At 38.2% G+C, this 15378-nt stretch carries 13 protein-coding genes; 12 read left to right on the forward strand and 1 reads right to left on the reverse strand.

The window, feature by feature from the left end:
* The first annotated feature begins 148 nt into the window (after positions 1 to 148).
* Positions 149 to 1534, forward strand: a complete 1386-nt coding sequence (locus KPC_RS10195; protein WP_121974271.1) for an MFS transporter — start codon at positions 149 to 151, stop codon at positions 1532 to 1534.
* Positions 1535 to 1926: 392 nt separating this feature from the next.
* Here the strand turns inward: KPC_RS10195 and mnmG are convergent, their stop codons facing one another.
* On the reverse strand, positions 1927 to 3807 hold the full coding sequence (mnmG, locus tag KPC_RS10200) for a tRNA uridine-5-carboxymethylaminomethyl(34) synthesis enzyme MnmG (protein ID WP_121974272.1): 1881 nt from the start codon (positions 3805 to 3807) through the stop codon (positions 1927 to 1929).
* 228 nt (positions 3808 to 4035) lie between these two features.
* Between mnmG and KPC_RS10205 the strand changes: the two genes are divergently transcribed.
* From KPC_RS10205 to KPC_RS10255, 11 genes are all read left to right on the forward strand, one after another.
* Positions 4036 to 4338 (forward strand): hypothetical protein, encoded by a 303-nt coding sequence (locus KPC_RS10205; RefSeq protein ID WP_121974273.1) that lies wholly within the window; start codon positions 4036 to 4038, stop codon positions 4336 to 4338.
* A 244-nt stretch (positions 4339 to 4582) separates the two neighbouring features.
* Positions 4583 to 5488: a 50S ribosomal protein L11 methyltransferase gene (gene prmA / locus KPC_RS10210; RefSeq protein WP_121974274.1), complete on the forward strand. Its 906-nt coding sequence runs from the start codon at positions 4583 to 4585 to the stop codon at positions 5486 to 5488.
* Between the two features lie 6 nt (positions 5489 to 5494).
* Positions 5495 to 6364, forward strand: a complete 870-nt coding sequence (locus KPC_RS10215) for a DUF3426 domain-containing protein (protein ID WP_121974275.1) — start codon at positions 5495 to 5497, stop codon at positions 6362 to 6364.
* Positions 6365 to 6738: 374 nt separating this feature from the next.
* Positions 6739 to 7008, forward strand: coding sequence for a DNA-binding transcriptional regulator Fis (gene fis / locus KPC_RS10220; protein WP_001086304.1), 270 nt, complete (start codon positions 6739 to 6741; stop codon positions 7006 to 7008).
* Between the two features lie 79 nt (positions 7009 to 7087).
* Positions 7088 to 8662, forward strand: a complete 1575-nt coding sequence (gene purH, locus KPC_RS10225) for a bifunctional phosphoribosylaminoimidazolecarboxamide formyltransferase/IMP cyclohydrolase (RefSeq protein WP_121974276.1) — start codon at positions 7088 to 7090, stop codon at positions 8660 to 8662.
* Positions 8663 to 8785: 123 nt separating this feature from the next.
* A complete protein-coding gene (purD, locus tag KPC_RS10230; protein ID WP_121974277.1) occupies positions 8786 to 10069 on the forward strand; it encodes a phosphoribosylamine--glycine ligase in 1284 nt (427 codons plus the stop codon).
* 435 nt (positions 10070 to 10504) lie between these two features.
* The gene (locus KPC_RS10235; protein ID WP_121974278.1) at positions 10505 to 11377 is read left to right on the forward strand and encodes a MetQ/NlpA family ABC transporter substrate-binding protein; all 873 of its coding nucleotides are present in this window, start codon (positions 10505 to 10507) and stop codon (positions 11375 to 11377) included.
* A gap of 68 nt (positions 11378 to 11445) precedes the next feature.
* Positions 11446 to 12474 carry a methionine ABC transporter ATP-binding protein gene (locus tag KPC_RS10240; protein WP_121974279.1) on the forward strand — a complete coding sequence of 343 codons (1029 nt, stop codon included), beginning with the start codon at positions 11446 to 11448 and terminating at the stop codon, positions 12472 to 12474.
* Positions 12471 to 13166, forward strand: coding sequence for a methionine ABC transporter permease (locus KPC_RS10245; protein ID WP_121974280.1), 696 nt, complete (start codon positions 12471 to 12473; stop codon positions 13164 to 13166). Before KPC_RS10240 ends, KPC_RS10245 begins: the two co-directional genes overlap by 4 nt.
* A gap of 481 nt (positions 13167 to 13647) precedes the next feature.
* Entirely contained in the window at positions 13648 to 14385 is a 738-nt protein-coding gene (gloB, locus tag KPC_RS10250) for a hydroxyacylglutathione hydrolase (protein WP_121974281.1), read from the forward strand.
* Positions 14386 to 14392: 7 nt separating this feature from the next.
* Positions 14393 to 15130 carry an alpha/beta hydrolase gene (locus tag KPC_RS10255; RefSeq protein WP_121974282.1) on the forward strand — a complete coding sequence of 246 codons (738 nt, stop codon included), beginning with the start codon at positions 14393 to 14395 and terminating at the stop codon, positions 15128 to 15130.
* Positions 15131 to 15378: the final 248 nt, after the last annotated feature.

The following is a 15378-nucleotide window of genomic DNA, read 5'->3' on the forward strand; positions in this document are numbered from 1 at the left end:
ATATAAAAAAAGTGAATCAAATTGATTGACAACAATCAAGATTATGCTCATTATAATTTTCTATATACGAACATATTGTTCTATTATAGAACAGTGCTTCAGGAAGAAGTTCTCAAAGCAAAAAATATAGCGAAAAGGAAAATCAGCTATGGAAAATATAGAATCGTCAGCAGTTATTCGTGACGAAAGCATGGCACAGCATCATGAAAAAGTAAGTCAAAAACGGGTTGCTTTTGCAACAGTCATTGGGACAACAATTGAATGGTATGACTATTTCGTTTATGCAGCAGTTGCAGGACTGGTATTCAATCAAATCTTCTTTGCACCCGCAGGTCCTGTCGTTGCAAATCTTCTGGTTTTCGCATCCATAGGGATCAGCTTTATTTTTAGACCGCTCGGTGCATTTATCGCTGGTCATTACGGTGATAAGTTAGGTAGACGACTAATGTTGGTACTTACTCTAGTCCTAATGGGCGGCACAACCACATTAATCGGTTTACTTCCAACCTATGCAAGCATTGGAGTCGCCGCACCAGTAATCTTGATCTTCCTTCGTATTCTTCAAGGGATCTCTGCAGGTGGTGAATGGGGTGGCGCAGTATTAATGGCTGTCGAACATGCCCCAGTAGAAAAACGTGGCCGTTTTGGTGCTTTCCCGCAACTTGGTGTTCCTTTAGGCTTACTTCTTGCCTCTTTTGTCCTGGTTATCATGACAGGTTTCGTTTCACCTGGTGATGAATTTGTAGAATGGGGCTGGCGTATTCCATTCCTGTTTAGTTTGGTTTTACTTTTAATTGGACATTGGATTCGTCGTTCTGTAGATGAAAGTCCCGTATTTGAAGAAATCAAACAACGTAAAACCACAATTCAAAATCCAATCAAGACATTATTTAGCCAGTATAAAAGCTCTGTCCTACTAGCTGCTTTCTTATGCGCAGGTGTAACAGCACTCGGTTATATGACTACAGGTGGGTTTATTCAAAACTATACAACCAATCCTAAAGGACCATTTGCGTTAGACCGTACCATCATACTTTCACTTGTCACGGCTTCTGCAGTTATCTGGGCACTAGTCACCTGGATATCAGCGAGTTTATCGGACCGGTTTGGTCGCAAAAAGATTTATGTTATTGGCACTATTGCACAAATCGTTGGTGCATTATGCCTCTTCCCTTTCGTAGATGTAGGGACATACACAAGTATTGCAATAGGCCTAACCATTTTATCTATCGGAATAGGTCTGACTTATGGTGTTCAGGCGACGTTTTATGCTGAACTTTTCCCTGCTTCAATTCGATTTTCAGGAATCTCGATTACCTATGCGATCGGTTCAATCATCGGTGGTGCATTTGCCCCATTAATTGCTGCATGGATCGTAAACGCGACTGGTGGTACAACTTATGTCACAGTTTATCTCTGCTTCATGGCAGGGCTGGCGTTCATTGCTTCAATTTTACTTAAAGACAGGACGGGAATTGATCTGGGACCTGAAAATGAAGAACAACAAAATCAATCACCATTAATCTGGAAATAGAAAAAAAGCGAGCTAGGTCAAAAGCTCGCTTTATATTTTATAGTTTTCTCTTAAATTCTAAATTATTGTTTTTTATATTTTTAAATATTTCCAGTATTCAATCTCACCATTAAATACTGGAAATAATGTTCAAGTGGAGTTTTAATTTCACATACAACAGCATGCAAGTTCAGCATTATTGTAGCGAATTGATTTCATAGTCATGGCTTTCACCTCTTGTTTTGAACGTAGAGCTAATATAACCAGATTCATTTGAGTTGAATAATAATTAGAAATGCATTCGTTTTCTTGTTTTTTCCTTAGGAAATATTATCAAAAGATTATTATTAGATTTATAGATATCATATATAAAAAAACCCACACTTTATGTGGGTTTTTTTATATAACGTAAATTAAGCAGTTTTTCGCATCTGTGCATTTTTACGAATCGTGATCATGATCAATTGTACTGCAGCAGGTGTTACACCAGGAATACGACTTGCTTGAGCCAATGTCTCAGGAAGTACATTTTTAAGCTTCATGGTGATTTCACGAGACAAACCAGACACCACATCATAGTCAAAATCAGCAGGAATACGTGTTTCTTCAAGACGCTTCATCTGAGCGACATCTTCTTGCTGACGATTAATATATCCAGCATATTTCACTGCAATTTCAATTTGTTCACCTACATGCTGAGAAACTTCCGAACCAGTCAACTCTGCAATTTGATCAAATGTTACATTTGGACGTTTAAGCAAATCAATCGCACTTGATTCCTTACTTAAATCTTCACCTGTCATTTCAACAAATTTCTTGCCCATTGGATTATTCGGAGCTGCCCAAAGGTGTTGTAAACGACCTGTTTCACGCTCAACCGCTTCCATTTTTTCACTGAAAGCAGCCCAGCGGGCATCATCAACCAAACCAAGTTCACGGCCAATTGCTGTCAAACGTTGATCAGCGTTGTCTTCACGAAGCATCAGACGATATTCGGCACGTGAGGTAAACATACGATACGGTTCTTTTGTACCTAAAGTAATCAGGTCATCCACCAATACACCAATGTACGCTTCATCACGTTTAGGTGTCCATTGCTCCTGATCCCAAGCACGGCGAGCAGCATTCAAACCAGCCAGGATACCTTGAGCACCTGCCTCTTCATAGCCTGTTGTACCATTAATTTGACCAGCAAAATACAGGTTATTAATCGCTTTGGTTTCAAGCGAGAATTTTAAAGATTGTGGATTGAAATAATCATATTCAATCGCATAACCTGGACGTAAAATATGTGCATTTTCCATCCCCTTGATTGAACGTACCAATTCAAACTGAACATCAAAAGGTAAAGACGTTGAAATACCATTTGGGTAAAGCTCATGTGTATCCAAACCTTCAGGTTCTAAAAACACCTGATGAGAGTCTTTATCAGCGAATTTATGAATTTTATCTTCAATTGATGGGCAATAACGTGGTCCCACGCCCTCAATAACACCTGTATACATTGGCGAACGGTCTAAACCACCACAAATAATTTCATGTGTCCGTTCGTTAGTATGGGTAATATAACAATTGATCTGTTCTGGGTGCATAGAAGCATCGCCCATAAACGACATCACTGGAGAAGGGAAATCACCAGGCTGAGGAGTCATCACAGAAAAATCGACAGAACGTGCATCAATACGCGGAGGAGTACCCGTTTTTAAACGACCTACTGGAAGTTTTAATTCACGCAAACGATGCGCCAAAGAAATAGAAGGTGGATCACCTGCACGACCACCAGAAGCATGATTCAGACCTACGTGGATTACACCACCGAGGAAAGTGCCTGTTGTTAAAACTACTGTTTTGGCATCAAAACGGATACCCATTTGAGTAACCACACCTTTAACAGTATCACCTTCAACAATCAAGTCATCTGCTGCTTGCTGGAAAATATCGAGATTTGCCTGATTTTCCAAAGTATGTCGGATAGCCGCTTTATAACGAATACGGTCAGCCTGTGCACGTGTTGCACGAACGGCTGCACCTTTACGTGAATTCAGGATACGGAACTGGATACCCCCTTTATCAGCAGCAAGTGCCATCGCACCGCCCAAGGCATCAATTTCACGAACAAGGTGAGATTTACCAATCCCCCCAATCGCAGGGTTACAGCTCATCTGCCCTAAAGTCTCAATGTTATGAGTTAAGAGCAAAGTCTGTCGACCCATACGCGCCGCAGCAAGAGCCGCTTCCGTACCTGCGTGACCGCCACCGATAACAATGACATCGTAAACTTTAGGATAATGCATACTACTAGAGACTAAAAAAAAGGACTGCATATTATAGCAAGAAATTAGGCATTCAAATAAATGTTTTTCGAAATAGTCTACATAAAATCACAACAGCATACAGAGTGTGACAATTTAGCTTATCAAAGCTCCTAAAAAAAGATTAACTTTTAAGCAGTTACTTCATAGAATATATTCGTTGCATTTTTTTTCATACCTAACAATCAACTTTAATAAAGGGATAGATCAATGAAAAATATCGTAATCAAGACGTTGTCTGCATCGCTAGTCTGTTTACTCAGTATAGGTGTTGCAAATGCTGCTCCGCAAAAAGCGAAAACAGCCAAGTCATCCAAGGCAACTAAAGTAAGTTCAGAAGAACGTCTTCAACTCAACGCATGTAACAAGAAAAAGCAAGGGGAATGGACAAAATATAGCTATCAAGGCGTAACATTTAACGGAACATGTGAGCTCAATGAAAATGGAAAATTACAGTTCCAGCCACCAGCTCCAGCAGGCGGTCAACCAGTAGCAGAACAACCGGCTAGCTAATTTTTAATATTAAAGTGGTTATGGCTTGACTAACCACTTTTTTATTGTTCAACAACACATGATTATTTAATGAACAAGTCAAAGCTTGTTCTTTTGAAGAAATATAAAGCTACTGCATAAAATAAAGTGCTACACGAAAAGGATAAATAGCAACTCATCTTTTTTGATCTTGATATATTTCTTGTTCTTTATCTCAAAGTTTCGGCTACAATAGCATTTTATGAAAATAAATTAGGTTATTTCTGTGAAGTGGTTACAAATTCATATTACTGTTGATCAAGCTCAAGTTGAATTTACAGAAACATTATTGGGTTCATTAGGAGCTGTAAGTGTCACATTAGATGATGCTGAAAACCAGGACTTGCTTGAGCCACTTCCAGGTGAGACACCACTCTGGAACAAAGTCATTGTCACAGGTATTTATGCTCAGGAAGATGATGAACAAATTGATGTAGCTGCTCTTGAAACTTTTATCCGTACACAAATGCCTGATGCGGACATGCGTAGCGAATTTCTTGAAGATCAGGTCTGGGAACGCTCATGGATGGACTATTACGAACCCATCCAGATTTCTGAAAAATACTGGATTGTTCCTGAATGGTTAGAACCCCCTGAAGCCGATGCCGTAAACATCAAACTTGATCCGGGCTTAGCGTTTGGTACAGGTAACCATGCCAGTACATTCTTATGCTTACAATGGCTAGGTACAGTCGATCTTAAAGATAAAACTGTTATTGATTATGGTTGTGGTTCAGGTATCCTGGGTGTTGCTGCATTATTACTCGGTGCAAAAAAAGTCTATGCAACCGATATTGACCCTCAAGCAGTACTTGCAACCAAACAAAATGCTGAATTAAATGGTGTATTAGACAACCTATACGTTGCACTACCAGAAGAGTTTAATGAAACATTTAAAGATCAAAAAGCAGATGTTTTAGTTGCCAATATCCTTGCTGGGCCATTAATGTCATTGGCTTCCGAGTTTGCCAATCTTGTCCTGTCTGAGGCAGATTTTGCACTAGCAGGTGTGATTGAAGAACAGGTAAACGATGTCTCAGAAGTTTATTCAGAGTTTTTTGATGTACTGCATGTTGAAAAACGCGAAGAAAACTGGTGCCGTATTTCTGGTAAACGTCATAAGTACCAATAAGTATCCATGTCACATAAACAAACCCAATGCCCTAACTGTCATACAGTTTATAAAGTATCCGTTCCTCAACTGACGGTTGCTCAGGGTATGGTTTGTTGCCCTAAATGTAATCAAACATTTAACGCGCTTAGTCACCTTAGAAATTTCCAAACAGATGCCGAATCCCCAAAAAAAGAAAATATTCAGGATATTTCCCCTTCTAGCTCAAGCCTAGAGCATGATCCAGTATCAAAAACCCGACCAGAAGCTCAAGTTCTGGACATCTTTAATCGAAAAATTGAAAACTCAAATATAGACCTTCAAACTTATTTAAATAATCTTAATTATTTTAATCATGAACCTGTCACAGCTCTTCCCTGTCTAAATCTTTCAGGAAGCTCAACAAGATATTCCAGAATAGAAGAAAAGCGTAAACGCCTGTACTACACTTTCTGGATACTCTTAAACCTGACGCTTATTATTGTCCTAATCTATCAGATCTTATGGTTCAATCCTCAGTTACTTGACCGTTCTAACGTTCTTAACCATACATTTACTTCCACAACACAATTATTAAATGTTGATACGGTTCCAGCACGCTATAAAAATATCACAGCTTCACAGATCAAGATTGAATATAACGATCAACAAACCGAGTTCTCAGGCATATTAACCAATACTTATCCATCCAGCCTTAAAATGCCAAATTTAAGACTTAGTCTTATGTTGAAAGGTCATATTATAAAAAGATACATCATTCATCCTTCTGAGTATCTGATTCCAAGCTTACAAGGTATCGAAAGAATTCCAAACAATAGCCCATTTTTCTTCCAATTTCATATTGACATTGAAAAAAATGGCTTTGACCATTATCAATTAGACGTAATTCACCCTTAAAATTAAAAAAAGTTAAAAAAAAGTTAAAAAAAATGTAGTTTTCTTGCTCATTTTTCTCAAGAGGATGCTATCATACGCGCCACGAAAGCTTTGTGCTGCAAACTCCTCGCAATTTTTCACAACAAATACTGTCTGTTTATGTGCTTTATTTTCAATATTGCGCAAAGAGATCGTTTTTTGTTCGAAGATAACGTGGTAACATATATTTAAGTATTGTTACGCTTATTTTCTAATCAATTGCACGAGCTGTGGCAAGCTAATTGTTCTTGTTTTAGAGCTACCGTTTTAAGACCTAAAACGGGGCATATATATTTTTAGACCACATAGATATACCACTAGTAACTTAGTGGTATCGGATTTTCGGATTAACTCGCATGAATAGCAAATCTCCTATTTTTACTGCACAATCTGATGTTGCTCTTCGTATTCACGTAGATCGCGCAGTTCGCCATTATTTTGCACAATTGCAAGGTGAGCAGCCGTCTCAGGTTTACGATATGGTGCTAGCAGAAATGGAGAAACCTCTTTTATCTGTCGTTCTAGAATATACGCGTGGTAACCAAACACGTGCTGCTGAGATTCTGGGACTTAACCGTGGTACTTTACGTAAAAAGTTAAAAGCTCACGGTTTAATGAGTGAATAAATGTTAAAATGCTCACGCCTGTGGGCATTTTTTATGCCTATTTGTTTTAATCTGTAGACTGAAAACTGTTGACAATATCATGACTATTAAACGTGCTTTGATCTCTGTTTCTGATAAAACAGGAATTGTCGAATTTGCTGAAAATCTTGCAAATTTGGGGGTGGAAATTTTATCTACTGGTGGTACTTACAAGTTGCTTAAAGACAACAATATCACTGTAGTTGAAGTTTCTGAACATACTGGTTTTCCTGAAATGATGGATGGACGTGTTAAAACACTTCACCCAAAAATTCATGGCGGTATTCTGGCTCGTCGTGGTCTAGACGAAGCTGTAATGCAAGAACACAACATTGATCCAATTGATCTGGTTGTCGTAAACCTTTATCCATTTGCTGCAACTGTTGCCAAACCAAATTGTTCTCTTGCTGATGCTATTGAAAACATTGACATCGGTGGCCCAACAATGGTTCGTGCTGCCGCCAAGAACCACGCCTCTGTTGGTATCGTTGTAAATGCATCTGACTATGATGCAATTATCAATGAACTTAAAGAAAATGGCTCACTTTCTTATGAAACACGTTTTGATTTGGCAGTCAAAGCTTTCGAACATACTGCTCAATATGATGGCATGATCGCATCATATCTAGGTGCCCGTGTAGGTAAAACCGAAGGTGAAGCAGACAAATTCCCACGTACTTTTAATACTCAGCTCAATAAAGTGCAAGACCTGCGTTACGGTGAAAATCCACACCAGTCAGCTGCATTTTATGTAGAAGCAAATGCAAAAGAAGCATCTGTTTCAACAGCAAAACAGCTTCAAGGTAAAGAATTATCTTATAACAACATTGCAGATACAGATGCAGCACTAGAGTGTGTTAAATCATTTGCCAAACCTGCCTGCGTTATTGTTAAGCATGCGAATCCATGTGGTGTTGCTGTCTCACTAGACGGTATTAAAGCTGCTTATGATCTCGCTTATGCAACCGATCCAGAATCAGCTTTTGGTGGCATTATTGCATTTAACCGTGAGTTAGATGTTGCAACAGCACAAGCAATTGTTGACCGCCAATTTGTTGAAGTGATTATTGCTCCAGGTATTGCCGAAGGGGTACTTGAGGTTACTGGTGCGAAGAAAAATGTTCGTGTCCTCATTTGCGGAGAACTTCCAGCAATTGATGCACGTGAAGCTCAATATGACTATAAACGCGTTCATGGTGGCTTACTCGTTCAAGATCAGGACTTAGGCATGATCACTAAAGACGATCTTAAGGTTGTGACTAAACGTGCACCTACTGAACAGGAGATCGATGATTTAATTTTTGCCTGGAAAGTAGCAAAATACGTTAAATCCAATGCAATTGTTTATGCAAAAAATCGTCAAACTATCGGTGTAGGTGCGGGTCAAATGAGCCGTGTAAACTCAGCTCGTATTGCTGCCATCAAAGCTGAACATGCAGGTTTAGTTGTTGAAGGTGCGGTAATGGCATCTGATGCATTCTTCCCATTCCGTGATGGTATTGATAACGCTGCTGCTGCTGGCATCAAATGCATCATCCAGCCGGGTGGTTCAATGCGTGATGAAGAAACCATTGCCGCTGCTGATGAGCATGGTATTGCAATGGTGTTTACTGGTATGCGCCATTTCCGTCACTAATTATTTTAAATCCTCCCCTAACCCTCCTTTAATAAAGGAGGGTTTTCTATATGATATAGAACGAAGGAGTCCCACTTTTCAAAGGGGATTTAGGGGGATTCTATTTTTGAAGGATTTTTGAGTATGAATATTTTAGTTTTAGGTAGCGGCGGTCGTGAACATGCATTGGCATGGAAAATCGCACAAGACGATAAAGTAGAAAATGTTTTTGTCGCTCCAGGTAATGCAGGCACGGAAACTGAAGCAAAATGCCAAAATGTTGCATTAGATATTTTAGACAATGCTGCCATTATTAAATTTGCACAAGACAATAAAATTGATTTAGTTGTTGTCGGTCCGGAAGCGCCTTTGGTCAATGGTGTCGTTGATGCTGCTCGTACTGCTGGTGTTAAAATCTGGGGACCAACTCAATATGCTGCTCAGCTTGAAGGTTCAAAAGCCTTTGCCAAACATTTCTTAAAGCGTCATAACATTCCTACTGCATTCTATGATGTATTTACAGAGGTCGATGCTGCCAAAGCTTACGTTGAAAAAAATGGCGCACCTATTGTCATTAAAGCTGACGGTTTAGCTGCGGGTAAAGGTGTAATTGTTGCCATGACCAATCAGGAAGCATTTGATGCGATTGATGATATGCTTGCTGGCAACAAGTTTGGTGATGCAGGTTCTCGTGTAGTTATTGAACAATTTCTGGATGGTGAAGAAGCATCATTCATTTGTATGATTGATGGTCAAAATATTTTGCCAATGGCAACCTCTCAGGACCATAAACGTATCTTTGAAGGTGACCAAGGTCCAAATACTGGTGGTATGGGTGCCTATTCCCCTGCTCCTGTTGTTACCGCAGATGTTTTTGAACGTGTAATGAATGAAATCATGCGTCCAACTGTTGAAGGTATGGCAAAAGATGGTCATGTTTATACTGGCTTCTTATATGCAGGTTTGATGATTGATGCACAAGGTCAACCACGTGTCATCGAGTTTAACTGCCGCTTTGGTGATCCTGAAACCCAACCGATCATGATGCGTTTGCAATCATCTTTAGTTGATCTCGTAGAAGCTGGTATCAGTGGAAACCTTCCGAGTGAAGCCCAATGGGATGATCGTAAAACAGTTGGTATTGTTCTCGCTTCGGCAGGCTATCCTGAGACTGCAAAAAAAGGTGATGTTATTTCTGGTTTAGATACTCAGATTGCCGACAGTAAAGTTTTCCATGCTGGCACAGCTAAAAATGCGAATGGAGAAATCGTAACTGCAGGTGGTCGTGTTCTTTGTGTCACTGCATTAGGTAACAGCATCAGCGAAGCTCAGGCAAAGGCGTTAGAACTTGCTGAAAAAGTGAAATTTGATGGCGTTCAATATCGCAAGGATATTGGTTATCGTGCGATTGCACGTGAGCAAGCCTAAGTTCTTTAAAATGACTCCAAATCAAGCTCTTCTATGAGAGCTTGATTTTTTTCAAATAGTTATTTTTATTTAACCTTATACTGCACGCTATATTCCAAATTATGCATAAGTTATGTCATAAATATTAGTTTGACATCTATGTAGGGGTGTTTATACTCGCAGGCTTTAGTAAATAACTCGAAGAATTAAGATTTTCTTCCCGTATTGAAATAGAAANTCTTTTTTTCCATTTCAGATTCTTGATATGATAAATATCAAGTAGTTTTCATCACATAATCTTGTAATTACTGATGAAAATGGAAACTAAAGTTATATTGACTCTCCTATCCTTGCGAATAGCATCTGTTTGCTTCAAATTAAAGCAGCAGATAGGACAAAATGACAATGCATCCGATTTCCAATGATGCATATTCTTAATTTAGGATTCGTTAACTCATGAAGAAAATATTGGGTGTTGTTCTAAGTGCTTCTGTTGTTCTTTTGACAGCTTGTGGCAAACACGAAGCTGCGCAAGATAGCAAAGCAACAGCTGATGCTGGTGAATTAAAGAAAGTAACTATTGCTTCAAGTGGTTCAGATACCGATATCTGGAACTATATTGCAACTTTACCTCAGACGAAACAGGCTGGAATTGAATTAAAAGTTCAAAACTTTACTGACTATGTGGCAATGAATAATGCTGTTGCCAACAAAGACATTGATGCCAATGCTTTCCAGTCTTATGCATATATGGTTGCATATAATACCAATAACAAAGATAAGGTCGCTCCTATCGCGACAACCTATCTTGAACCAATGGGTATATATTCAACAAAATACAAAAAAGTTGAAGAGTTTCCTCAAGGTGCAACAATCGCTATTCCAAATGATGGAGCTAACGAATCTCGTGCCTTATTACTTTTACAATCAGCTGGTCTTGTGAAATTAAAAGCTGACTTTGATGATGTTAAAGGAACGCCTGCTGACATCACAGAAAATAGCAAAAAAATCAACATCAAACCAATTCAAATGGCAACTGCTGTTCGCGTGAAAAACGATGTCGATGCTATTGTATTAGGCAATGTACTTGCGATGGAAGGTGGTCTAAACGTATTAAAAGACTCCATTTATCATGAACCTATCGATCAATCTACCCGTATGAATGTAAACATCATTGCTGTAGCCGATAGCCGTAAAGAAGATCCTACCCTTAAAAAATTAGGTGATCTATACCATACCGAAGAAGTTAAAAAATACATCCAAGACCACTTCCAGGGTACTAAAGTAGATGTAAACAAACCAGTTAGCTACCTAACAGAAGCTAAATAGTTTAAAATGCTAAAATGAACAGGCAAACCTTTTGCCTGTTTTTTATTTTTACTACAGTTATTGATCACATGATTCAATTTAAAAACATTTCAAAACACTACCAACTCAAAGGCCAGACTGTCAAAGCACTAGATGATATTAATCTAGAAATCCCTGACGGCAGTATCTTTGGCATCATCGGTTATAGTGGTGCAGGCAAAAGTACCCTTATCCGTCTAATTAACCTGCTTGAGCGACCAACTCAAGGACAAGTCATTATTCGGGATCAAGATTTTACTGCACTTTCAGCAAGTGAACTGCGCAAGCAACGTAGCAATATTGGAATGATTTTCCAGCATTTTAATTTGCTTGAAAGCAAAACTGTTGCTGAAAATATTGAAATGCCTTTACGTTTACTTGGAATAGATAAAGCAAAACGAAAAGCACGCGTCAATGAGCTTTTGGCATTTATCGATCTGACACATAAACACAATGCATATCCTGATGAACTCTCAGGTGGTCAGAAACAGCGTGTTGGTATTGCACGTGCACTTGCAAATCATCCTAAAATTTTACTATGTGATGAAGCCACTTCTGCACTTGATCCGCAAACCACCAAATCTGTTTTGGACTTGTTGAAAAAAATCAATATTGAACAGAATATTACTATCGTAATGGTAACCCATGAGATGGATGTGATTGAAACTATCTGTGATCATGTTGCAGTAATGGAAGCTGGAAAAGTCATTGAAACTGGTACGACAGTAGATATTTTCAGTAAACCTCAACATCCTACTACTCAAAACTTTATTGAGACAGTGCTGCAGCAACAGTTACCTCAAAATATTCTGGAAAAGCTTGAAGTTCAGCATCAACACAGTATTTACCGTTTACAATTTTTAGGTCAATCTACCCAAGAACCCGTTATTCAACAATTGATTAAACAATTTGATTTAAGCCTGAATATTTTATTTGCCAATATGACTGAAATTGATGGCACGGTCATTGGACAAATGTTTGTGCAATTACTCGGTGAACAAGACACGATTCAAAATGCGATTGATTTTCTGCAATCACATGGTGTCAGGGTTAATCAGTCAGGAGTACAAAACAAATGAGAGATTTAATCGTTCACTGGCTCACTGTTATTTCTGAACCATTCTGGCATAGTGCACTCTCTATAGATCAGTTTGTCACAGCGATCCAAGAAACCATCTACATGGTAGTTGTATCATTGATCTTTGGTAGCTTATGGGGGTTAATCCAGGGAATTATTCTTCTGGTGACACGTCCAGAAGGTATTCTCCCGAATCGTGTTGTTTACCATGCTCTTAACCCGGTCGTAAATGCATTACGCTCACTTCCCTTCATCATTTTACTGGTTGCCGTTTTACCGCTTACCAAGTGGTTAACAGGTACACAAATTGGTGTCTGGGCTGCGATTGTTCCATTAACCATTTACATTGGTCCTTATATGGGGCGCTTAATTGAAACTTCATTACTTGAAGTTAATTCAGGAATTATTGAATCTGCTCAAGCAATGGGTGCAACACCATTTCAGATTATTTTCAAATTCATATTACCCGAAGCACGTAGCTCACTTATTTTAAATATGACGACAGCCACAATCAGCCTGATCGGGGCAACTGCTATGGCTGGTGCTGTAGGTGCTGGTGGTATTGGTGATTTGGCTGTATCCTATGGTTATCAACGCTTTGATAATAGTGTAATTATCCTGACTGTTATTGTCCTGCTATTGCTTGTGCAAATCGTACAAATGCTTGGTGAATGGCTCGCCAAACTTCGTTAGGATAAACTCCCTTATAATAAATTAAGCCAATCTCCAGATGATTGGCTTTTTTACACCTAAGCTATTAAATTTAATAAAAAATATATTCTATACAAAATACAATAACTCCAGGTTTTACAAGTTAAATCATTCTGAAATATTAAATTTCAGATTAAAAATATTTTTTGCTCAGTCATCCTCTTTCTTATATAACAGCAATAGCTTCTACATCTTTCGATTATTTAACTTCTTCCACAATAAATGGAATTGAATCAGACAATCACAGCCCCTAAAACTCATCAAACTCAAGTAAAAACAATAAATTATAATCATTAAACTGATTCAAGGTATTGCATGTGAACAGCGAATCAAATGCGAACAGTATGGTTTTTTTAAATGCCTAATCTCCAGCGACCATCTGCTGTTATACACTTTAAAAGCATTGGCAATGCGAACTTAGCTATGCTTAAATAATTTAAATAACCTCATTCAGGATCGATAAATGAGTTCTAGATTTAAAATTGAAGCCATTGATGTCAAAAACGCCTTACAAAATTATATTTGGATGCTCATCGATACCCAGCAGCAGACTGCAATCTGTATCGACCCTACTGAAGCTGATTTAGTTGAAGACTATTGTATAAATCACCAATTAAAACTAGAAGAAATCTGGTTGACGCATTGGCATAAAGATCATATCGGTGGTGTTCCTGATTTGATCGCAAAACATGAGATCCCTGTTTATGGACCTCGCGAAGAGCTCAGCAAAATACCTTTTATCTCAAATCCGTTACAGCATGACGATAATTTTTCTTATCACGGACTAAAAATCGATATCATAGCTGTACCTGGGCATACCCTTGGTCATATTGTGTATTTTATTGATGAGCTTGATAGTGTTTTTTGTGGTGATACTTTATTTGCCATGGGCTGTGGTCGCTTGTTTGAAGGCACTGCTGAACAGATGTACCACTCCCTGAACCGCCTTGCAGCACTTCCCCCTCGTACAAAAGTTTATTGTACACATGAATATACTCTTTCAAATGCTCAATTTGCATTACATGTAGAACCAGATAATTTAGCACTGCAAGACCGCGCAACATGGATAAAACAACAACGCGAACATGGTGAAATCACCTTACCAAGCACCATTGAACTTGAACTGCAAACCAATCCTTTTTTACGTGTAGAAAGCGCCGAAGAATTCGCAAAAATCCGCACCTTAAAAGACAATTTCTAGCCCGAAAATGATCAAACTCGTTCAGCCCAACCCCATATTACTAAATGGCAATCAACACGGAGTGCTTTTATTACATTCTTATACTAGCACCGTTCGTGACATGAAATTGCTAGCAGTCTATTTGAATGATCATGGATTTACCTGCTATACACCTGCTTACCAAGGACATGGCTTAAAAGTTCAGGACTTTATAAAGTATGGTCCCAAAGATTGGTGGAATGATGTTATTCAGGGGTATCAAATTTTAAGAGATTCAGGCTGCAAACAGATATCAGTTATTGGTATCTCACTAGGGGCTGTAATGAGTTTAAAAATGGCTGAAGAGTTTGATATTCATCGCTGTATCACTATGTCTGCCCCACAAGGTCGTGAGAAGAAAGACATATTTAAACGACTGGTGAATTATGCCGACTATATGAATAAACTTGAAAATCACACAAATAATGATTTTGAAAATAATATAACTAAACTTGAATCTGCAGCAGATCAACAAATATCTGATTTCCATTTATTTATTCAGCACACATTAAGTAAAATAGATACAATCACATGCCCAATCGCCCTATTTTATGGAAAAAAAGATGAACCATTGTATAAGACAAGTGCTGAATATATTTATATGCATGTACGCTCAAAAAACAAATTATTAAAGGAATACACAAACTCAGGCCATCTCATGACCTTAAGCCCAGATCAACAAGAATTACATCAAGATATCCTTAATTTTCTTCTATCAAACACATAATGAATTAATCCTTGTCTCAATAAATTATTGAAATATCTATTAACATACTTTAATTATATTCAATCAAACAAAATCTATTACAAAATATTTCATTACTGTTTACTCCTCCAGTCAATTTGATTCAAAAAATTTCAAAAAAAACGATTATGAAAAATAATAGTTAACCTAACAATATGTTTTACAATGATTTTTTAAAAAATCAGGCTTTATTATAAGTTTTCCTGAAGATGCAACCAAATCAGATATAC

The organism is Acinetobacter stercoris (genome assembly GCF_900323515.1).
Classification (GTDB): domain Bacteria; phylum Pseudomonadota; class Gammaproteobacteria; order Pseudomonadales; family Moraxellaceae; genus Acinetobacter; species Acinetobacter stercoris.